Source organism: Streptomyces sp. NPDC086835 (genome assembly GCF_044745705.1).
Classification (GTDB): domain Bacteria; phylum Actinomycetota; class Actinomycetes; order Streptomycetales; family Streptomycetaceae; genus Streptomyces.
Map to the genome: position 1 here is coordinate 1 of NZ_JBIVAU010000008.1, position 21239 is coordinate 21239.

General features: G+C 70.6%; 19 protein-coding genes. 15 read left to right on the forward strand and 4 right to left on the reverse strand.

What is annotated here, in order from left to right:
• Positions 1–385: 385 nt before the first annotated feature.
• Positions 386–1537: a YihY/virulence factor BrkB family protein gene (locus tag ACIPJI_RS24245; RefSeq protein WP_356622065.1), complete on the reverse strand. Its 1152-nt coding sequence runs from the start codon at positions 1535–1537 to the stop codon at positions 386–388.
• A 17-nt stretch (positions 1538–1554) separates the two neighbouring features.
• Here ACIPJI_RS24245 and ACIPJI_RS24250 point away from each other — a divergent pair, with 17 nt between their 5' ends.
• From ACIPJI_RS24250 to ACIPJI_RS24315, 14 genes are all read left to right on the forward strand, one after another.
• The gene (locus ACIPJI_RS24250) at positions 1555–3204 is read left to right on the forward strand and encodes an acyl-CoA dehydrogenase family protein (protein WP_402248779.1); all 1650 of its coding nucleotides are present in this window, start codon (positions 1555–1557) and stop codon (positions 3202–3204) included.
• Positions 3205–3500: 296 nt separating this feature from the next.
• Complete coding sequence (locus ACIPJI_RS24255; RefSeq protein ID WP_402248781.1) at positions 3501–4781, forward strand: GAF domain-containing protein; 1281 nt, start codon at positions 3501–3503, stop codon at positions 4779–4781.
• A 13-nt stretch (positions 4782–4794) separates the two neighbouring features.
• Complete coding sequence (locus ACIPJI_RS24260; RefSeq protein ID WP_402248783.1) at positions 4795–5364, forward strand: GNAT family N-acetyltransferase; 570 nt, start codon at positions 4795–4797, stop codon at positions 5362–5364.
• 139 nt (positions 5365–5503) lie between these two features.
• Positions 5504–5587, forward strand: coding sequence for a putative leader peptide (locus ACIPJI_RS24265; protein WP_310650533.1), 84 nt, complete (start codon positions 5504–5506; stop codon positions 5585–5587).
• Between the two features lie 114 nt (positions 5588–5701).
• Positions 5702–7399 carry a nitrite/sulfite reductase gene (locus ACIPJI_RS24270; protein WP_402248785.1) on the forward strand — a complete coding sequence of 566 codons (1698 nt, stop codon included), beginning with the start codon at positions 5702–5704 and terminating at the stop codon, positions 7397–7399.
• The gene (locus tag ACIPJI_RS24275) at positions 7396–7575 is read left to right on the forward strand and encodes a hypothetical protein (protein ID WP_307708988.1); all 180 of its coding nucleotides are present in this window, start codon (positions 7396–7398) and stop codon (positions 7573–7575) included. Before ACIPJI_RS24270 ends, ACIPJI_RS24275 begins: the two co-directional genes overlap by 4 nt.
• Positions 7572–8273, forward strand: a complete 702-nt coding sequence (locus ACIPJI_RS24280) for a phosphoadenylyl-sulfate reductase (protein ID WP_189475023.1) — start codon at positions 7572–7574, stop codon at positions 8271–8273. Before ACIPJI_RS24275 ends, ACIPJI_RS24280 begins: the two co-directional genes overlap by 4 nt.
• Positions 8273–8839 carry an adenylyl-sulfate kinase gene (cysC, locus tag ACIPJI_RS24285; RefSeq protein WP_402248787.1) on the forward strand — a complete coding sequence of 189 codons (567 nt, stop codon included), beginning with the start codon at positions 8273–8275 and terminating at the stop codon, positions 8837–8839. The genes ACIPJI_RS24280 and cysC overlap by 1 nt, the downstream gene beginning before the upstream one ends.
• The gene (gene cysD, locus ACIPJI_RS24290) at positions 8836–9771 is read left to right on the forward strand and encodes a sulfate adenylyltransferase subunit CysD (protein WP_356622071.1); all 936 of its coding nucleotides are present in this window, start codon (positions 8836–8838) and stop codon (positions 9769–9771) included. Before cysC ends, cysD begins: the two co-directional genes overlap by 4 nt.
• 2 nt (positions 9772–9773) lie before the next feature.
• The gene (locus ACIPJI_RS24295) at positions 9774–11102 is read left to right on the forward strand and encodes a sulfate adenylyltransferase subunit 1 (protein WP_402248789.1); all 1329 of its coding nucleotides are present in this window, start codon (positions 9774–9776) and stop codon (positions 11100–11102) included.
• Between the two features lie 218 nt (positions 11103–11320).
• The gene (locus tag ACIPJI_RS24300) at positions 11321–12427 is read left to right on the forward strand and encodes an aliphatic sulfonate ABC transporter substrate-binding protein (RefSeq protein WP_356622073.1); all 1107 of its coding nucleotides are present in this window, start codon (positions 11321–11323) and stop codon (positions 12425–12427) included.
• A gap of 37 nt (positions 12428–12464) precedes the next feature.
• On the forward strand, positions 12465–13259 hold the full coding sequence (locus tag ACIPJI_RS24305; protein ID WP_356622074.1) for an ABC transporter ATP-binding protein: 795 nt from the start codon (positions 12465–12467) through the stop codon (positions 13257–13259).
• Positions 13246–14154, forward strand: coding sequence for an ABC transporter permease (locus ACIPJI_RS24310; RefSeq protein ID WP_307708981.1), 909 nt, complete (start codon positions 13246–13248; stop codon positions 14152–14154). The genes ACIPJI_RS24305 and ACIPJI_RS24310 overlap by 14 nt, the downstream gene beginning before the upstream one ends.
• 5 nt (positions 14155–14159) lie before the next feature.
• A complete protein-coding gene (locus ACIPJI_RS24315; RefSeq protein WP_402248792.1) occupies positions 14160–14897 on the forward strand; it encodes a sirohydrochlorin chelatase in 738 nt (245 codons plus the stop codon).
• 177 nt (positions 14898–15074) lie between these two features.
• Here ACIPJI_RS24315 and ACIPJI_RS24320 read toward each other — a convergent pair whose 3' ends face one another.
• Together ACIPJI_RS24320 and ACIPJI_RS24325 are read right to left on the reverse strand one after the other, a co-directional pair.
• Positions 15075–15623, reverse strand: coding sequence for a DUF1697 domain-containing protein (locus ACIPJI_RS24320; RefSeq protein ID WP_402248793.1), 549 nt, complete (start codon positions 15621–15623; stop codon positions 15075–15077).
• Positions 15624–15700: 77 nt separating this feature from the next.
• The gene (locus tag ACIPJI_RS24325) at positions 15701–16900 is read right to left on the reverse strand and encodes a S8 family peptidase (RefSeq protein ID WP_307708978.1); all 1200 of its coding nucleotides are present in this window, start codon (positions 16898–16900) and stop codon (positions 15701–15703) included.
• 463 nt (positions 16901–17363) lie between these two features.
• Here ACIPJI_RS24325 and ACIPJI_RS24330 point away from each other — a divergent pair, with 463 nt between their 5' ends.
• Positions 17364–19622, forward strand: coding sequence for an MMPL family transporter (locus tag ACIPJI_RS24330; protein ID WP_402248795.1), 2259 nt, complete (start codon positions 17364–17366; stop codon positions 19620–19622).
• A 77-nt stretch (positions 19623–19699) separates the two neighbouring features.
• On the opposite strand, the gene mgt is transcribed toward ACIPJI_RS24330, so the two are convergent.
• Positions 19700–20902 carry a macrolide-inactivating glycosyltransferase gene (mgt, locus tag ACIPJI_RS24335; protein WP_402248797.1) on the reverse strand — a complete coding sequence of 401 codons (1203 nt, stop codon included), beginning with the start codon at positions 20900–20902 and terminating at the stop codon, positions 19700–19702.
• Positions 20903–21239: the final 337 nt, after the last annotated feature.

Below are 21239 nucleotides of genomic sequence, written 5' to 3' on the forward strand. Positions count from 1 at the left end.
GGTGTCCGGAAGTAAAGCGTCGCAACTCGCGCGAAGCGCGGTGAGGACAGCCATTCCGGACACCCCCCTCCGGAGGCCCCGCCCCCCGCACCCACAACCGGCGCAGCCACGCCCCGCAGGGGCAACACGCACCAGGACCAGGCCCGCCCCGTCAGGGGCACAACGCCACCGGGGCCAGGCCGCGCCCCGCCAGGGGCGACACTCAACGAAACCGGGCCGAGCCACGCCCGCAGGGGCACAACACCACCGGACCGGGCCACGCCCGGGACCGCCGCGCCCTCGGGGCCGGACCGGGCCCCGTCCACCATGGGCCACACACCCCGGGAGCGCCGCGCCCCGCCGGGCCGGACCGGGCCACGCCCGGACGCGCAGCGTCCGGAAGAAACTACTCGCGGCCCTCCCGCCCGTTCTCCTTCGTCGAGTGCAGTCGCGCCCGCACGTCGTCCACCGGCAGGAACTTCGACCAGCGCTCCGGGAATTCGGACGGCATGTCCCCGCCGCCCTCCTCGTCGTCCCCGTCGTCCTCCACGTCGCCGTACATCTCCGCGGCGCGCGCCCGCGCCAGCAGCTGCGCGGCGTCGGCGGCGCGGGCCCGCTCGTTCGCGGCGCGGGCCGCGGCCGTCGCGACCGACGGCCAGACCCGGTCGATCGCGGCGTTGACGGCCGCGCCGACAAGGACGGCGAACGCGGAGACCCCTATCCACAGCAGGAAGGCGATCGGCGCGGCGAGTGAGCCGTAGATCGTGGGGCCTTCGACCGTGCTCGTGAGATAGATCCGCAGCAGGAAGCTGCCGAGGACCCACATGCCGAGGGCCACGAGCGCGCCGGGGATGTCCTCGACCCACGGGGACCGTACGGGCACGGACACGTGGTACAGCGTGGTCAGGAAGGCGATGGAGAGCAGGATGACGACGGGCCAGTACAGGATCCGGACGACTTCGGTACCCCAGGGCATGAATTCGACGACCCGGTCGGGGCCGACGACGGCGAGCGGCAGTACGACCGCGCCGATCAGCAGGGCGACGATGTACAGCAGGAACGCCAGCAGCCGGGTGGCGACGATGCCGCGGTGGCCGTCGAGCCCGTACATGACGGTGATGGTGTCGATGAAGACGTTGACGGCCCGCGACCCGGACCACAGGGCGATGGCGAAGCCGATGGAGATGAGGTCGGGCCGGCCTCCCTGGGTGACGTCCTCGAGGAGGGGTTTGGCGATGTCGTTGACGCCGCGGTCGGACAGGACGGTGCCGACGGCGGTGAGGATGTTCTCCTCGATGGAGGCGACGGTGGTGGTGTTGGTCCAGTTGTCGATGTAGCCGAGGAGGCCGATCAGTCCGAGCATCAGCGGCGGGACGGACAGCAGTGTGAAGAACGCCGCCTCGGCCGCCAGGCCGAGGATGCGGTACTCGATGCACGAATTGACGGTGTCTTTCAGCAGCAGCCATGCCATCTTCCGCTTCGAGACGTTGCGGTAGAGGACTCGGGCCCGGTGGAGCCGGCCCGACGGCCGCTCGGGTGTTTCGTTTGCTGCCTGCACCTCCTTACCGTATCGGCATGGCAGCCAGCACCCACACAGTGACCAACCAGCCTCCGCCCCTGGTGGGGCACGACGTGTTCGCCGCCGACCGTGCCCTCGTGGAGGCGGTCGACCGGCATGTGGCGGCGGAGGCCGGTGACGCGGCGCGCGAGGAGCTCTCGGTGCTCGGCCGGGCGGCGGGCTCGGCGAAGGCCCAGGAGTGGGGGGCGCAGGCGGACGGGTATCCGCCGAGGCTGCGGACCCACGACCGGTACGGGCACCGGATCGACGAGGTCGAGTTCCATCCGGCCTGGCACCGGCTGCTGGACCGTGCCGTCTCCGCGGGTCTGGTGAGTGCCTGGGACAGGCCGGGCGGGCATGTCCGCCGGGCGGCCGGCTTCCTGGTGTGGACGCAGGTCGAGGCGGGCCACTGCTGCCCGGTGTCGATGACGCACGCCGCGGTGCCGGCGCTGCGTACCGATCCGGTGCTGGCCGCCGAGTGGGAGCCGCGGCTGACGTCGACCGTGTACGAGGAGGGTCTGCGTCCGGCGTCGCTGAAGCGCGGGGTCCTGTTCGGGATGGGCATGACGGAGAAGCAGGGCGGCAGCGACGTGCGGACGAACACGACGCGTGCCGAGCCGCTGGCGCAGGACGGCGAGTACCTGCTGACGGGGCACAAGTGGTTCTGTTCGGCTCCGATGAGCGACGGTTTCCTGGTGCTGGCGCAGGTGGCCCCGGCCGCGGGGCGGGGCGGGTTGACCTGTTTCCTGGTGCCCCGGGTGCTGGAGGACGGCAGCCGGAACGTCTTCCGTATCCAGCGGCTGAAGGACAAGCTCGGCAACCGGTCCAACGCCTCGGCCGAGGTCGAGTTCGAGGGGACGTGGGCGCGGCGGGTCGGCGAGGAGGGGCGGGGGGTGCGCACGATCATCGGGATGGTGGCGGCGACCCGTCTGGACTGTGTCCTCGGTTCGGCCGCGTTGATGCGGCAGGCGGTGGCGCAGGCGATCCATCACACGGCGTACCGGAGCGCGTTCGGCGGGCTGCTGATCGACAAGCCGCTGATGCGCAATGTGCTGGCCGATCTGGCTCTGGAGTCGGAGGCGGCGACCACGCTGGGGATGCGGCTGGCGGCGGCGTACGACGCGGACACGGAGCAGGAGCGGGCGTTCCTGCGGCTGGCGGTCCCCGCGGCGAAGTTCTGGGTGGCGAAGCGGTGCACGCCGGTGGTCGCGGAGGCGCTGGAGTGTCTGGGCGGCAACGGCTACGTGGAGGAGTCGGGCATGCCGCGGCTGCTGCGCGAGTCGCCGCTGAACTCGATCTGGGAAGGGTCGGGCAATGTGCAGGCGCTCGATGTGCTGCGGGTGCTGCAGAGGGAGCCGTCGGCGCTGAACGCGTTCCTCCAGGAGGTGGGCAAGGCGCGTGGCGCGGACCACCGGCTGGACGGGGCGATCAAGGGCCTGCTGACGGAGCTGGCGGATCTGGACGGCATCGAGGCGCGGGCGCGCCGGCTGGTGGAGCGGATGGCGTTGGTGCTGCAGGGTTCGCTGCTGGTGCGGTGGGCCCCGCCGGAGGTGTCGGACGCGTTCTGCGCGTCGCGTCTGGGCGGCGACGGCGGGTCGGTGTTCGGCACGCTTCCGCACACTCTGGACCTGGCCTCGATCGTGGAGCGGGCCCGCGTGGTGGTGTGAGCCCTGGGCGGACCCCGCGGGCGGGGCGGCCGCCGGTCGTGAGACACCGAACGGGTGCGGGCCGCTGTGAGACGGCCCGCACCCGTGACGGTTGACGGGTGGTGCTGCGCCGACACGGCACCACCCACACCGGCGAACCGGTGTTCCGTCACCTTCGTACACGCGCACGCCCCTTCGCGACGGTTGCAAAGGGTTGCATCCTTGTGTGGCATAACGCGGCGCACGGCGGCCGGGCGGGTGGAGGATTGTGGCGGCCACCCCCGCACACCGGACGCCGGCGTCGCCGAGGAGGACCCGTGAAGAATGCATCGCTCGACCTGGCCGGACTTGCGGCCATGGACACCGCTGAGGCCTTGCGGCTGCTGAAGGGTGTGCGGGACGCCGCCCTGTCCGGCCGCCGGCCGAAGGTCGGGCCCCGCGCGGACATCGACGAGTCGTGGCAGCGGATGCTGCGCCGCGGCCTGGACCCGGAGCGGGACCGCAGGGCCGGGCTGCTTCCGCTGGAGGAGCTGGAGCGGCGCAGGCTCGCCTCGCCGTTGCTGGAGGTGCTGCCGGTGCTGCGCGAGGGGCTGGTCTCCATGGCGGAGGGCGCGCAGCACATCATGGTCGTCGCGGACGCCGAGGGCCGGCTGCTGTGGCGGGAGGGCAGCGCGGCGGTCCTCCGCAAGGGCGATGCGCACGGTTTCGTGGTGGGCGCCGACTGGAAGGAGGAGCTGGTCGGCACGAACGGTGTCGGTACTCCTCTGGTGTCCCGGCGTCCTGTGCAGGTGCACTCCGCCGAGCATTTCGTCTCCACGCACCACACGTGGACCTGCGCGGGGGCGCCGATCACCGACCCGCGGGACGGCACGCTGATCGGTGTCGTCGACATCAGCGGTCCGCTGTCGACGATGCATCCGGCGACGCTGGCGCTGGTCACGTCGGTGGCCCGTCTCGCAGAAGCCGAGCTGCGCAATCGCCACCATGAGGCGCTCGACCGGCTGCGCAGTGTCGCCTCGCCGCTGCTGGGGCGGTTGGGCGGCCGGGCGGTGGCGGTGGACGCGAACGGCTGGCCGGCGGCGGTGACGGGCATGGCGCCGCCGGGCCGGCTGCCGCTGCCGAGGTCGGTCAGGGCCGGCCGGCTGTGGTTGCCGTCGCTCGGTCAGTGCATGCTCGAGCCGCTGCCGGGCGGCTGGCTGGTACGTCTCGACGAGGCATCTCCGGAGGCTGCCGAGCCGGGCCGGGTGGTGCTGGACCTGAGCAGGCCGCGGCGGCCCAGTGTCACCGTCGTGGGCGACTCGGGGAGCTGGTCGCACGAGCTCAGCCCTCGTCATGCCGAGCTGCTGTACGTCCTGGCGCGGTACCGCGACGGGCGGTCGGCGGCACAGCTGGCGCAGGACCTCTTCGAGGATCCGTCGCGGACGGTGACCGTGCGGGCGGAGATGTCCCGGCTGCGGCGGCATCTCGCGCAGGTCCTGGCCCACCGGCCGTACCGCTTCGCGGAGGAGGTGGAGGTGGAGCTGGTGCTGCCCGAGCGGCCGGCGGACCTGCTGCCGCACTCGAGCGCCCCGGCCGTGCGCCGGGGGCGGGTGCCGTGATTCCCTGTCGCGCATGAGCACCGTCACCGTGACCACCTGGTCCCTCGAGCAGACCTCCCCCGACGACCAGCGGCCGTCGGCCGCCCCGGGGGAGGACATACGTGTCGTCCGCGCCGAGATCGCTTCGCCGGAGTTCAGCCGCTTCCTCTACACGGCGGTCGGCGGGGACGTCCGGTGGACGGACCGGCTGGGCATGACGTACGCCGAGTGGCAGAAGCTGCTGGACCGCCCGGGGGTCGAGACCTGGGTCGCGTACGAGAAGGGGACGCCGGCCGGTTACGTGGAGCTCGAGGCCCAGGACGACGGCGTGGTGGAGATCGTCTACTTCGGGCTGATCCCGGCCTTCCGCGGACGCCGGATCGGCGGTCATCTCCTCTCGGCCGGGGTGGCCCGCGCCTGGGACCTGGCGGAGCGGTGGCCCGGGATCGCGCCGACGAAGCGGGTGTGGCTGCACACCTGCTCCCTGGACGGTCCGCACGCGATGGACAACTACCTGCGGCGCGGGTTCCGTGTGTTCGACGAGAAGGTCACGGAGGAGGCCGAGGTCTCCGCTCCGGGCCCCTGGCCGGGCGCCGGGGTCTGAGCCGTCGAACGGCCCCGTCCGGAGGCACGGTGTACGTCCTCACGTGACCCATGACACACTGTCTCGCGATGCGGGACAGTGTTGTCCACATTTTGGATGAAGGTGGACTGGGTCCAAAGTCCCATGACACGCTTCCGTCATGTCCAGCACTGGAATTGCCTTGGTGAGTCGGCGGCACGTCGACCTCGGCCGCATGTCCAGCGCCATCTGTCCGGCCTGCTGAGAGCTCAGCACCGCCGCACTTCCGACTTTCTTCATCCTGCCCTGCGCACCGTCGCGCTTCCCCGCGAGTGTGCAGCTCAGAGCCGCCCTCCTGCAGTCTCGAAGGACTATCACCATGGCCGCCAGCCCTGAAAAGCCCGACTCCGTCACGCCCCGCCGCAAGGCCGGACGCCACCGTGGCGAGGGCCAGTGGGCCATGGGGCACCACACGCCTCTCAACGGCAACGAGCAGACCAAGAAGGACGACGACGGTCTCAATGTGCGGACACGCATTGAGACGATCTATGCACACCGGGGCTTCGACTCGATCGACGGCGCCGATCTGCGCGGACGCATGCGCTGGTGGGGCCTCTACACCCAGCGCAAGCCCGGGATCGACGGCGGCAAGACCGCGATCCTGGAGCCGGAGGAGCTGGACGACGAGTTCTTCATGCTGCGCGTGCGTATCGACGGCGGGCGGCTGACGACCGAGCAGCTGCGGGTCATCGGCGAGATCTCGCAGGAGTTCGCCCGCGGCACCGCCGACCTCACCGACCGGCAGAACGTGCAGTACCACTGGATCCGGATCGAGGACGTCCCGGAGATCTGGCGGCGGCTCGAGGCCGTGGGTCTGTCGACGACCGAGGCCTGCGGTGACACGCCCCGCACCATCCTCGGCTCGCCGGTCGCCGGGATCGCCCAGGACGAGATCATCGACGGCACGCCGGCCATCGAGGAGATCCACCGCCGGTTCATCGGCAACAAGGAATTCTCCAACCTGCCCCGCAAGTTCAAGACCGCGATCTCCGGATCGCCGCTGCTCGACGTGGCGCACGAGATCAACGACGTCGCCTTCGTCGGCGTCGAGCACCCCGAGCACGGCCCCGGCTTCGACCTCTGGGTCGGCGGCGGACTGTCCACGAACCCCAAGCTCGGCGTCCGCCTCGGCGCCTGGGTCCCGCTGGACGAGGTCCCGGACGCCTGGGAGGGCGTGGTCTCGATCTTCCGCGACTACGGCTACCGCCGGCTGCGCAACCGCGCCCGGCTGAAGTTCCTGGTCGCCGACTGGGGCCCCGAGAAGTTCCGCCAGGTCCTCGAGGACGAGTACCTGAAGCGCAAGCTCATCGACGGTCCGGCCCCCGAGCAGCCCGCGCAGCAGTGGCGTGACCACATCGGCGTCCACCGCCAGCAGGACGGCCGCTTCTACGTCGGCTTCGCACCGCGCGTCGGCCGCGTCGACGGGGCGACCCTCAACAAGATCGCCGAGTTGGCGGAGACCCACGGCTCCGGCCGGGTGCGCACCACGGTCGAGCAGAAGATGATCGTGCTGGACGTGACGGAGGACCAGGTCGACTCGCTGGTCTCCGGCCTGGAGGCGCTGGACCTGCGTGTCACACCCTCGCCGTTCCGGCGGGGCACGATGGCCTGCACCGGCATCGAGTTCTGCAAGCTGGCCATCGTCGAGACCAAGGGCCGCGGCTCCGCCCTCATCGACGAACTCGAGCGGCGACTGCCCGAGTTCGAGGAGCCGCTCACCATCAACCTCAACGGTTGCCCCAACGCCTGCGCCCGGATCCAGACCGCGGACATCGGTCTCAAGGGCCAGCTCATGCTGGACGACGAGGGCAACCAGGTCGAGGGCTACCAGGTCCACCTCGGCGGCGCGCTGGGTCTCGACCCGGCGTTCGGCCGCAAGGTGCGCGGCCTGAAGGTCACCTCGGCCGAGCTTCCGGACTACGTGGAGCGGGTCCTCAAGCGCTTCGAGGCGGAGCGCGCGGACGGCGAGCGCTTCGCCACCTGGGCGGCCAGGGCCTCCGAGGAGGCCCTCTCATGAGCGAGCGCGCAGCGCCGTTCTACTGCCCCTACTGCGGCGACGAGGATCTGCGTCCCAGCGAAGAAGGTCACGGCGCCTGGGAATGCGGGGCGTGCAACCGGGCCTTCCAGTTGAAGTTCCTCGGTCTGCTGACGCGAGGACTTCAGCGCAACGACGGTGGAGGGGAAGAGATATGACGACGGTTCAGGCCGAGCGGGATCTCAAGACGCTGGCCGAGCAGGCGGGCCGGGACCTCGAGGAGGCCTCCGCCCTGGAGATCCTCGAGTGGGCCACGAAGACCTTCGGCCCGCGGTTCTGTGTCACCTCCTCGATGGAGGACGCGGTGGTCGCCCACCTCGCCTCCCGGGTGCTGCCCGGCGTGGATGTCGTCTTCCTCGACACCGGCTACCACTTCGAGGAGACCATCGGCACCCGCGACGCCGTGGACGCGGTGATGGACGTCAACGTCATCACGCTCACGCCCCGCCGGACGGTGGCCGAGCAGGACGCCGAGTACGGCCCGAAGCTGCACGACCGCGACCCCGACCTGTGCTGCGCGCTGCGCAAGGTCAAGCCGCTCGAGGAGGGCCTGACCGCCTACGACGCGTGGGCCACGGGCCTGCGTCGCGACGAGTCCCCCACCCGGGCGAACACCCCGGTCGTCGGCTGGGACGAGAAGCGGCGGAAGGTCAAGGTCTCCCCGATCGCCCGCTGGACGCAGGACGACGTGGACGCCTACGTCGCCGAGCACGGCGTGCTCACCAACCCGCTGCTGACGGACGGCTACGCCTCCGTCGGCTGCGCGCCCTGCACCCGCCGGGTGCTCGAGGGCGAGGACGCGCGCGCCGGCCGCTGGGCCGGGCGGGGCAAGACCGAGTGCGGGCTGCACGGCTGATGACCTACACACCGGAGATTCAGGAGAAGGAAGTGACCGGAGCCACCATCTGGCTCACGGGTCTGCCGAGCGCCGGCAAGACCACCATCGCGTACGAGCTGGCGGGCCGGCTGCGCGCGGAGGGCCATCTTGTCGAGCTCCTCGACGGTGACGAGATCCGGGAGTTCCTCTCCGCGGGCCTCGGCTTCACCCGTGAGGACCGGCACACGAATGTGCAGCGGATCGGTTTCGTCGCCGAACTGCTGGCGTCCAACGGTGTGAAGGTCCTGGTGCCGGTCATCGCCCCGTACGCGGACAGCCGGGACGCGGTGCGCAAGCGGCACCAGAGCGAGGGCACGCCGTACCTCGAGGTGCACGTCGCGACCCCGGTCGAGGTGTGCTCCGAGCGCGATGTGAAGGGGCTGTACGCCAAGCAGGCCGCGGGCGAGATCCGCGGGCTGACCGGCGTGGACGACCCCTACGAGGAGCCCGAGACGCCCGATCTGCGGATCGAGTCCCAGAACCAGACCGTGCAGGAGTCCGCCGCGGCGGTCCACGCGCTGCTCACCGAGAGGGGCCTGGCATGACGACCGCCGCCACTGTGCACGAGGGCATCGACAGCCCGTACGCACTCTCCCACCTGGACGCCCTCGAGTCGGAGGCCGTGCACATCTTCCGCGAGGTGGCCGGCGAGTTCGAGCGGCCGGTGATCCTCTTCTCCGGCGGCAAGGACTCGATCGTCATGCTGCACCTGGCGCTGAAGGCGTTCGCGCCGGCGCCGGTGCCGTTCTCGCTGCTGCACGTGGACACCGGTCACAACTTCCCCGAGGTGCTCGAGTACCGGGACCGCACCGTCGCCCGGCACGGGCTTCGGCTGCACGTCGCCTCGGTGCAGGAGTACATCGACGCCGGCAAGCTGCGCGAGCGCCCCGACGGCACCCGTAACCCGCTGCAGACCGTGCCGCTGACCGAGGCCATCCAGCAGCACCGTTTCGACGCGGTGTTCGGCGGCGGCCGGCGCGACGAGGAGAAGGCGCGCGCCAAGGAGCGGGTGTTCTCGCTGCGCGACGAGTTCTCGCAGTGGGACCCGCGCCGTCAGCGCCCCGAGCTGTGGCAGCTCTACAACGGCCGCCACGCGCCCGGCGAGCATGTACGGGTCTTCCCGCTGTCCAACTGGACCGAGCTGGACGTGTGGCAGTACATCCAGCGCGAGAAGATCGAACTCCCCCAGATCTACTTCGCGCACGAGCGTGAGGTGTTCAAGCGCTCCGGCATGTGGCTGACCGCCGGTGAGTGGGGCGGCCCCAAGGACACCGAGACGCCTGAGAAGCGGCTGGTCCGCTACCGCACCGTCGGCGACATGTCCTGCACCGGCGCCGTCGACTCCGACGCCACCACGCTGGACGCCGTGATCGCCGAGATCGCCGCCTCCCGTCTCACCGAGCGGGGCGCGACCCGCGCCGACGACAAGCTGTCAGAGGCCGCGATGGAAGACCGCAAGCGCGAAGGGTACTTCTAAAGATGACCAGCCCCACCGAGCAGCTCTCCGCCACCACCCTGCTGCGCTTCGCCACCGCCGGGTCCGTCGACGACGGCAAGTCCACCCTGGTCGGGCGGCTGCTGCACGACTCCAAGTCGGTCCTGGCCGACCAGCTGGAGGCCGTGGAGCACGCTTCCCGCAGCCGCGGTCAGGAGACCCCCGACCTGGCGCTGCTCACCGACGGCCTGCGGGCCGAGCGCGAGCAGGGCATCACCATCGACGTGGCGTACCGCTACTTCGCCACCCCGCGGCGGCGGTTCATCCTCGCCGACACCCCGGGCCATGTGCAGTACACCCGCAACATGGTCACCGGCGCCTCGACGGCGGAGCTCGCGGTCGTGCTGGTCGACGCCCGTAACGGCGTCGTCGAGCAGACCCGCCGCCACGCCGCGGTCGCCGCGCTGCTGCGCGTTCCGCATGTGGTGCTCGCCGTCAACAAGATGGACCTCGTGGACTACGCGGAGCCCGTCTTCGCGAAGATCGCCGAGGAGTTCACCGCGTACGCCGCCTCGCTGGGCGTCCCGGAGATCACCGCCATCCCGATCTCCGCGCTGGCCGGCGACAACGTGGTGGACCCGTCCGCGAACATGGACTGGTACGGCGGCCCGACCGTGCTCGAGCACCTCGAGACCGTCCCCGTCAGCCACGACCTGACGACCTGCCACGCCCGGCTGCCCGTGCAGTACGTGATCCGCCCGCAGACCGCCGAGCACCCCGACTACCGCGGCTACGCGGGGCAGATCGCCGCCGGCACCTTCCGCGTCGGCGAGTCGGTGACCGTCCTGCCCTCCGGCCGCACGTCCAAGGTCTCCGGGATCGACCTGCTGGGCCGGTCCGTGGACGTGGCCTGGACGCCGCAGTCCGTCACGCTGCTGCTGGAGGACGACATCGACGTCTCCCGCGGCGATCTCATCGTCCCGAGCGACGACGCGCCCGCCACCACGCAGGACGTCGAGGCGACCGTCTGCCACGTCGCGGACGAGCCGCTCACCGTCGGCCAGCGGGTGCTGCTCAAGCACACCACCCGCACGGTCAAGGCGATCGTCAAGGAGATCCCCTCCCGGCTCACCCTCGACGACCTCTCCCAGCACCCCGAGCCCGGCCGGCTCGTCGCCAACGACATCGGCCGCGTCAAGGTCCGCACCGCGGAGCCGCTGGCCCTCGACTCGTACGCGCACTCCCGCCGCACCGGCTCGTTCCTGCTGATCGACCCGGCCGACGGCACCACGCTCGCCGCCGGCATGGCCGGGGACGCGTTCGCCGCCGAGGACAAGGCTCCCGCCGTGGACGACGAGGGCTGGGACTTCTGACGATGACCGACATCTACTCGACCTTCGCCAAGGAGGGCGGCCGCGTCGGCAGCGGGGCGCTCGGCGCGGGCACGGGCGGGGTGGCGCGATGTGCGCGATGACGTACGCGCACCGCATGCGCGCCCGCGCCCCGCACCGCCGAAGACCCCGCCTGTCCGCCGACGACCCGGCAGCGTCGCACTTGACGTGAGACCGGGCCTACGAGAGGAAATCCTCCCGTGCCAGCCACCCGTACGTTCTTGAGGCGCGGCTTCGCCGCCGCCGCCGTGCCGCTCCTCGCCGTCGTCCTGACGGCCTGCGGCTACGGCTCCCAGGCGAAGGACGACTCGATCGCTCCCGCCGCCAAGGGCAAGAAGACCGGCGGTCTCGACACCGTGAAGATCGGGTACTTCCCGAACCTCACCCACGCCACTGCCCTGGTCGGTGACCAGCGGGGCATCATCCAGAAGGAACTGGGCGGCACCAAGGTGTCGGCCTCGACCTTCAACGCCGGCCCCTCCGAGATCGAGGCCCTCAACGCCGGGTCCATCGACATCGGCTTCATCGGCCCCTCGCCGGCAATCAACGGCTATGTGAAGTCCAAGGGCGAGAACCTGCGGATCATCGGCGGCTCCGCCTCCGGCGGGGTGAAGCTGGTGGTGAACCCGAAGAAGATCGGACACGTCGGGGACCTCAAGGGCAAGCGGATCGCCACCCCGCAGCTCGGCAACACCCAGGACGTCGCGTTCCTCAACTGGATCGCGGAGCAGGGCTGGAAGGTCGACGCTCAGACCGGCAAGGGTGACGTCTTTGTGGTCCGCACCGAGAACAAGGTCACCCCCAACGCCTATCTGTCCGGTTCGGTCGACGGCGCCTGGGTGCCGGAGCCGACCGCGTCGAAGCTGGTGAGCGACGGCGCGAAGGTGCTGCTGGACGAGTCGGACCTGTGGCCGGACAAGAAGTTCGTGATCACGAACATCATCGTGTCGCAGACGTTCCTCGCCGAGCACCCGGAGGTCGTCGAGGCGGTGCTGCGCGGCACGGTGAAGACGAACGCCTGGATCAACGCCAACCCCGAAGAGGCGAAGGAAGCGGCGAACGCGAAGCTCCAGGAGCTGACCGGCAAGCCGCTGCCGCCCGAGGTCATCGACCCGGCGTGGAAGTCGATCCGCTTCACCGACGACCCGCTGGCCGCCACCCTCGACGCGCAGGCGGACCACGCGGTGCGAACGGGCCTGCTCCAGCAGCCCGACCTCGCCGGGATCTACGACCTGAAGCCGCTGAACAAGGTCCTCGCGGCCGAGGGCCGGCCCGAGGTCGCCGACGCCGGGCTCGGCGTCAAGTAACCCGTAACAGCAGCCGAGTTCCCAGGAGGTGACGACCATGGCCACTGCCATCGCCAAGGCCGAGGACCGCGTCGGTGTCGAGCACGAGTACGCGGCTCGCATCGGACATGTCTCCAAGTCCTTCAACGGGCCCACCGGGCCGCAGCTCGTCCTCGACGACATCACGCTCGATGTCGCGCCGGGCGAGTTCGTCACCCTCCTGGGTGCCTCGGGCTGCGGCAAGTCGACGCTGCTGAATCTGGTCGCCGGGCTCGACCGGCCGACCGCGGGGTCCATCGAGACACCCGGCGGGCGGCCCGCCCTGATGTTCCAGGAGCACGCGCTGTTCCCGTGGCTGACCGCGGGCAAGAACATCGAGCTCGCGCTGCGGCTGCGCGGTGTTCCGAAGGGCGCCCGGCGTCAGGAGGCGGAGCGGCTGCTGGAGCTGGTGCGGCTCGGCGGCGCGTACGGCAAGCGGGTGCACGAGCTGTCCGGCGGTATGCGGCAGCGCGTCGCGATGGCGCGCGCCCTGGCGCAGGACAGCCGGCTGCTGCTGATGGACGAGCCGTTCGCGGCGCTCGACGCCATCACCCGCGATGTGCTGCACGACGAGCTCACCCGTATCTGGCGGGAGACGAACGTCTCGGTCCTGTTCGTCACGCACAACGTCCGCGAGGCGGTGCGTCTCGCGCAGCGGGTGGTGCTGCTGTCGTCGCGGCCGGGACGGGTGGCGCGCGAGTGGACCGTGGACATCGACCAGCCGCGACGTATCGAGGACCCCGCCGTTGCGGAGCTGTCCGTCGAGATCACCGAAGAACTGCGTGGGGAGATCCGCCGACATGGCCAGCACTGACACGACCGGGACGGCCACCGGGAAGGGCGTGGCGAGGTCCGACGATCTGGCGGGCCTCGAGGCGGGCCTCGACGCGCTCGACGCGGTGCAGGTGAACCGCACGCCGGTGCGCGAGGTGCTGCTGAAGAAGGTGCTGCCGCCGATCACCGCCGTGGCGCTGGTGCTGGTGGCCTGGCAGGTGCTCGTGTGGGCGGAGGTCACGCCGGACTACAAGCTGCCCGCCCCGTCCACGGTGTGGGACGGCCTGTCCGACATGTGGCTCCAGGGGACCTTGTTCGAGGTCATCTGGACCAGCGTCTCCCGCGGCCTGCTGGGCTTCCTGCTGGCCCTCGCCATCGGCACACCACTCGGTCTGCTGGTGTCACGGGTGAAGTTCGTGCGCGCCGCGATCGGTCCGATCCTGTCCGGGCTGCAGTCGCTGCCGTCGGTCGCCTGGGTGCCCCCGGCCGTGATCTGGCTCGGTCTGAACGACTCGATGATGTTCGCCGTCATCCTGCTGGGCGCGGTCCCCTCGATCGCCAACGGCCTGGTCTCCGGCGTGGACCAGGTGCCGCCGCTGTTCCTGCGGGCGGGCCGTACGCTCGGCGCGACGGGGCTGCGGGGCACCTGGCACATCGTGATGCCGGCGGCGCTGCCGGGCTATGTGGCGGGGCTGAAGCAGGGCTGGGCGTTCTCCTGGCGGTCGCTGATGGCCGCGGAGATCATCGCCTCCTCGCCCGACCTGGGACTCGGGCTCGGCCAGTTGCTGGAGAACGGCCGCAACAACGCCGACATGCCGGGCGTGTTCCTCGCCATCCTCCTGATCCTGATCGTCGGTATCGCGATCGATCTGCTGGTCTTCAGTCCGCTGGAGCGGTGGATCCTGCGCAGCCGCGGTCTTCTCGTCAGGAGCTGAGCGCCATGCACAGCTCCGTCCTCCTTGTCGTGGCGCACGGCAGCCGTGACCCGCGGCACGCGGCGACCGTCCACGCCCTGACCCGGCGGGTGTCCTCGCTGCGGCCGGGACTGCGGGTGGAGACGGCGTTCCTCGACTTCAACGCCCCGGCGGTGCCGCAGGTCCTCGGCCGGCTGGCGGCCGAGGGGGTCCGGGACGTGGTGGCGCTGCCGTTGCTGCTGACCCGCGCCTTCCACGCCAAGGCCGACATCCCGGCGGTGCTGCGCCAGGCACCTCCGGCGCTGCGGATCCGCCAGGCGGAGGTCCTCGGGCCGTCGCCGCTGCTGCTGGCCTCCGTCCAGCGGCGGCTGTACGAGGTGGGCCTGACGCCGGCGGACATGAGCTCGACGGGCCTGGTGCTGGCCGCCGCGGGCTCCACAGACCCGGAGGCGATCGCAGTGATCGCTCAGACAGCGCGGGAGCTGCGGCACACCGGTTGGTGCGCCGTGCGGCCTGCGTTCGCCTCCGCATCCCTTCCCCGTACCGAGGACGCGGTCCGGGCGCTGCGGGCGGACGGCTGCGCGCGCGTGGCCGTGGCCCCGTACGTGATCGCTCCCGGCCGGCTGCCCGACCGCATCGCGGCGGGCGCCGGGGACGCGGACGTGGTGGCGGACGTGCTGGGCGACTCGCCGGAGCTGGCGCGCCTGCTGTTGCGCCGCTACGACGAGGCGACGGCGGAGCGCCTGCTGGCGGCCACCGCCTGACGGGCCCTGACGCCGGGCCGGTCGCCGCTCCGGGAGCGCGACAGCACTGCGCCGCGGCCGCGGCGACCCGCACGGGCCCGATCGACTTGTCGACCATTCACGCCCCGTTCGTCCGGGCCGATTCCGCTGCGAGGCCGCCGGCCGGCCTGTGGTCCGTCCGGCGGCTCGGGCCCGGGGTCAGGCGCGGGTCATCTCCACCAGTTTGACGACGGTGTTCCAGTTGCGGCTGGTGGCGACGACGCCCTTGAGCAGACCCGGCCTGGAGAGCGCCGCCGCGAGCTTGGAGCGGCCGAGGCCGTCCGGCGCGTACAGATAAAGGGCGCGGTCGCCCATCCGGAACTCCTCCGGCAGGTAGGCCGCGGCGTCGACGGACGCGAGCCGGTCGGGGGTGACCTGCTCGGAGAAGTACGTGACGTGCAGCTGCTTGCCCTGGAGCGAGGCCGCGGGGAACGGGCAGGCGTCGGCGACCGCCCTCAGATACTCCCCGTCGCGCACCAGGACGTCGACATGGAAGCCGAACGTCTCCTCGATCGCCTGCTCGAGACCGGCGGCGAGCGCGTCCTGGTCCTGCTGCTCGCTGCTGAAGACCGCGTTGCCGCTCTGGAGATAGGTCGCGACATCGCCGTGGCCCAACTCGCTGATGAGCCCGCGGAGTCGCGCCATGGGGACCTGCTTGCCCGCGCCCACGTTGATCCCGCGCAGGAGTGCCGCGTACCTCGTCGTCATGCTCGAACAATAAGGCGGTCGCCGTGCCCCGTGGGGGAGGGCACGGCGACCGCCGGTTCAGCGACGTGGGCCGTCGGTCACTCGACGACCTTCAGCAGCTTGTTGGCCGTGCCCGCGCTCGGGTTGGTGATCTTGTCCGCCGTGGCGCCCTCGGTGAGAGCCGTGGCGACCTGCTCCGGGGTCGCGTCCTGGTGGCCCGCGAGGTAGACCGCCGCGGCACCGATGACGTGCGGGGTCGCCATCGACGTGCCGGAGATGGTCTTGGTGCCCTCGTCGCTGTCGTTCCACGACGAGGTGATGTCGGAGCCGGGGGCGTAGATGTCCACGACCTCACCGAAGTTGGAGAAGTCCGACTGGGTGTCCTCCTTGGTGGAGGAGGCGACCGTGATGGCCTCCTTCACCCGCGACGGCGAGCCCTGGCCCGCGTCGGAGGACTCGTTGCCGGCCGCGACGCCGAAGGTTACACCGGCCGCGATGGCCTTGCGGACCGCCTCGTCGAGGGCCTCGTCGGCGCCGCCGCCGAGACTCATGTTGGCGACGGACGGGCCCTGGTGGTTCTGGGTGACCCAGTCGATGCCCGCGACGACCTGCTCGGTGGTGCCGGAGCCGTTGTCGTCGAGCACCCGGACGGCGACGATCTTCGCCTTCTTGGCGACACCGTGCGCCGCGCCGGCGATGGTGCCCGCCACGTGCGTGCCGTGGCCGTTGCCGTCGTCGGCGGAGTCGTCGTTGTCCACGGCGTCGAAGCCGTGGGTGGCGCGGCCCTCGAAGTCCTTGTGGGAGATCCGGACCCCGGTGTCGATGACGTACGCGGTCACGCCTTCACCGGCGCTGTCCGGGTAGTTGAACTTGCTGTCCCCGGCCGTGTCGGCCTGGTCGACCCGGTCGAGACCCCAGGACGGCGGGTTGTCCTGGGTGGCGTTGATGGTGAACTTCTTGTTCTGGACGACCTTGGCGACGGCCGGGTCGGCGGCGAGGCGCTTGGCCTCCGTCTCGGTCAGACCGCTGGCGGAGAAGCCGTTGATGGCGGAGCTGTAGTTGCGCTGCAGCTTGCCGCCGTACTCCTTGGCCAGGCCCTTCTTGTCGGCCTTCTCGTCCAGCATGACGATGTAGCTGCCGGCGACGGCGCCTTCGGCGTTCGCACCGTAGATCTTGCCTTCGGCCGGAGCGGCCGCCCCGGCGAAGGACGTGTTGAGAAGCGTGACGCCTGCTGCGGCGGCCACGGCGGTTATGGCGGCGGTGAGCTTGATCCTGCTCGCGCGCTTGTGAGTTGCCATGAAGAGGGGTCTCCTCGTCATCATTTTTGTGGGGGGATCGCCCCGCGGACGGAAGATCTCCGGGGGCTGGCTCGAAACCCTGACCGATTGACGCGCCCAGATCAAGGCCTTCATGCAGCTGTGACTCAGTCAACAAGGTTTCGTAATAAGAAATCGGCCATGCCCTCTCAAGTCGGACCGGGCCTTCAAAGAGCCTTAGTTGTAAGGGGCTTCCATCGTTCTCGTCAGGGATGCGCACCGTCCCGGAGGAGGAGAAGGCACCCGCCCCAACTCACCGTCCGGCAGGACGAGACGACCTGAAGACGCCCATAGCTTCGAGTTGGGCGCCGGGCCTTTGCGCAGATTCCGCACACACCCGCCTCACGCGCAGATCACGGATATGGGCATTCCCGCACGCCATTTACACATTCGCTCACACATTCACCGGACGAACGCACTCGCACAACGAGGGGACTTGCCTGTCATGGGGAGAGCAGGAAGTGGTCCGCGCGGTATCGCCGCGCGGGCGGGCGGCTGGAGCGCCCGGCACCGCTGGGCCGCCGTGGGGATCTGGGTACTGTTCGTGCTGCTCGCCATGGTGGCGGGCTCAGCCGCGGGCACCGTCGAACTCAAGGACAGCGAGCAACTGTCCGGCGAGACCACACAGGCCGCACGCATCACCGAGCAGGCCGGCATCGAGGAGCCCGCCTCGGAGAGCGTGCTCGTCCAGGCCAGGAACGGGTCGGCCAAGGCGGACGACCCTGCGTTCCGCAAGGCCGTCGACGACGTCGTACGGGCCGTCGAGGGAACGCGTGAGGTCACGGCCGTGACGTCGCCCTACGAGACGAAGAGCATCTCGAGGGACGGCCGCAGCGCCCTGGTGCAGTTCGACGTGCGCGGCGACCCCGAGACCGCGAGCGAGCGGATCGACCCCGTACTGAAGGCCGTCGCGGACGTCCAGGACCGGCACCCGGACCTGCGGGTCGAGGAACTCGGCAGCGCCAGCATGGGCAAGACGTTCGACGAGGCGTTCGGCGACGACTTCCGACGGGCCGAGTTCTCCGCCGTGCCCGTCGCGCTGGGCATCCTTCTGATCGCCTTCGGGGCGCTGGTCGCCGCACTGCTGCCGGTGCTGCTCGCCATCACCGCGATCATGGCGACGATGGGCCTGATGGGCGTCGTCAGCCATGTGATGCCGATGAGCGAGACGGCCAACTCCGTGATGCTGCTCGTCGGTCTCGCCGTCGGCGTCGACTACTGCCTGTTCTACCTGCGGCGCGAACGCGAGGAGCGGGCCGCCGGCCGCGACGGCCGCACCGCCATCATGATCGCGGCGGCCACCAGCGGCCGGGCCGTCGTCGTGTCGGGTGTGACGGTGTGCGTGGCCATGGCGGGCATGCTCTTCACCGGCATCGGGGAGTTCGAGTCGATGGGACTCGCCTCGCTGATCGTGGTGGCGGTGGCGATGATCGGCTCGGTCACCGTGCTGCCCGCGCTGCTCTCCCTGCTGGGCGAGCGGGTGGAGAAGGGGCGGCTGCCCTTCCTCAACCGCCGCAAGCGGGCCGCCGGCGCGCACAGCGGTGAGAGCCGGGTGTGGAGCCGGGTGCTCGGCGGAGTGCTCGAGCGGCCGCTGGTGTCCCTGATCGTCGCCGCCGGCGCGCTGGTGGCGATCGCGCTCCCCGCCCTCGGCATGAAGACCCAGAACTTCACCCTGGACCAGGAGTTCGGCGACTCGGTGCCCATCGTGGCGACGTACGAGCGGATCAACGAGGCGTTCCCGGGCGGCGCCGACCCGGCGCAGGTCGTCGTCAAGGCGGACGACATCGACTCCGTACAGGTACGGCAGGCCATCGCCGGCTTCCAGGAGCAGGCCGTCCGCTCCGGCGCGTCCGAGGGACCGGTGGAGGTCGTCACCCACAAGGCGCAGAACGTCGCCTTCGTGTCCGTCCCCCTGGTCGGCGGATCCGACCAGGACCGGGCGGAGAAGAGCCTTGAGAAGCTGCGGGACGAGGTGCGGCCCGCGACCCTCGGCAAGGTCGACGGCGTCGAGGCGCCGATCACCGGCCAGGTCGCCGGCTCGAAGGACTTCAACGACCAGCTGACCGGGGCGATCGCGCCCGTGTTCGCCTTCGTCGTCCTCTTCGCCTTCGTCCTGATGCTGCTGTCGTTCCGCTCCCTGACGATCGCGGTCACCTCGATCGTCCTCAACCTGCTGTCGGTGGGCGCGGCGTACGGCATCCTGACCGCCGTCTTCCAGCACGGCTGGGGCGCGTCGCTGGTCGGCGCGGAAGGCGTCGGCGCGATCATCGCGTGGCTGCCGCTGTTCCTGTTCGTGATCCTTTTCGGGCTCTCGATGGACTACCACGTCTTCGTGGTGTCACGGATCCGCGAGGCGAGGGCCAAGGGCCGCGACACCCGCGAGGCGATCGCGCACGGCGTGGTGACGACGGCGGGCGTGGTGACGAGCGCGGCGGTCATCATGGTCGCGGTCTTCGCGATCTTCGGAACGCTGTCCATGCAGTCGATGAAGCAGATGGGCGTCGGCCTCGCGGCGGCGGTGCTGATCGACGCGACGGTCATCCGCGGGGTGCTGCTGCCCGCGATCATGGCGCTGTTGGGCGAGCGGAACTGGTACTTCCCGAAGTGGCTCCGCCGGCTCCCGGACATGACCCACGACGAGCCGCCGACACCTGAAGGCGACCGGGCGGACGACGCGCGGGGGACGGACCCGGTCCACGTCTGAGGTGGGCGGGGGCGGGTCGCCTGCGGCGGGCTCGTCCCCGCCCCGGGGAAGGGAGAAGCTCCGCGCAGCCACCCCGGCTACCGCACCGCCCCGCGCAGCTCCGCCTCGATCAGGTCCGCCGCCCGTCGCGTGCCGCCCTCCCCCGCCATCTCCGCACGGATCGACGCGAGCCGCGCCGCGACGTCCGGGTCGGAGGTCAGCGACAGCACCGCCTCGCGCAATTCGGCCGCGGGCGCCTCGGTCGCGACGCGTCGCGCCACTCCCAGTCCCACCAGCATGTCGGCGTTGCCGAACTGGTCGACCGCCTGCGGCACCGCCACCATCGGGGTGCCGGTGGCCAGGCCCTCCTGGCTGCCGCCCGCGCCGGCGTGGGTGATGAACGCGTCCGCCTGCCGCAGGACCGACAACTGCGGTACCCAGGAGTGGACTTCCACGTTGCGGGGCAGCTCGCCGAGTTCGGACTCGTCCACGTACCGGCCGATCTGGAGCACCAGGTGCCAGCCGGGCAGGTCCCCGAAGGCCTTCACGCACTCGCGGTAGAAGGCGGGTTGATCGGTGAAGGACGAGCCGAGGGAGACGAGGAGGACCTTCTCCGCGTCCGCGGGGCGCTTCCACTCCCCCTCGCTCGCACGGTCGCCCTGGCACGCGCCCACGAAGGAGTACACCGACTCGTCCACCCGGTCGGCGTTCGGCTGGAGCGCCCGGGGGATGAGCACGATGCTGCGGCGCGGCCGGCCGACGAACCGGTCGGGGTGCGTGGTGATCCCGTTCTCCGCGAGCCAGCCGGTGAAGCGCGCGTAGTACGCCTTGCCGCGCTCGGACGCCCTGAGCTCCGCGGTCATCGGTTCGGCGACCTCCTCCTCGTATCCCTCCCAGGCGACGAGGTTGGGCGAGAGGGAGACGGCGGGCACGCCCCAGCGGTGGGCGAGGACGATCGCCGGGTAGGAGGTGATGTCGTGGAGGACGAGATCCGGCTCGTCACCCTCGAACGCCTCGGCAAGTTGCGGCAGTACCTGGACGGCGTCGTTCAGGAAGGGCTCGATGTTGTCGATCAGATCGGTGCCCCAGGCCTCGGGCTCCTCCTCGGTGGGGAGTGTGGAGCGGTAGACGACAGGCTTCGCCCCCGTCTCCGCGATCCGGTCGGCGTACGACTCGGGGATCGCGTAGCTGACGCGGTGGCCGCGGGCGACGAGTTCCCGGATCACTTCCAGGCTCGGGTTCACATGCCCGGGGGCCGCGATGGAGAACATGGCGATGTGAGCACGCTGGGGTTCGGTCATGCGGACACAGTAGGCGAGACGAGACGTCTCGTGCAACCTGGATTTGAATTCCGAAACATTCGAGCACTGAATCTCTAAGCCAGCCGGAATGCATACGATCCAGCCACCCTCACACACCCCCTTTTCCCTAATGGCCAGCATCAATGCACCTCATAGGGCACGCGAAGCCTTTTGAGCCAGTTGAATGTTTCGAGAAGTTTCGAGAAATTTTCTGTTGACGGCGAATCAGGACCCTCGCATACTCTCCAGCGATCGCACCTCCCGCCGAGGCGGAATCAGAGCCTCGAGGCGGACGCAAGGCACCACGACAGGTCCATCCACCTTGCCCGGGCGGCAT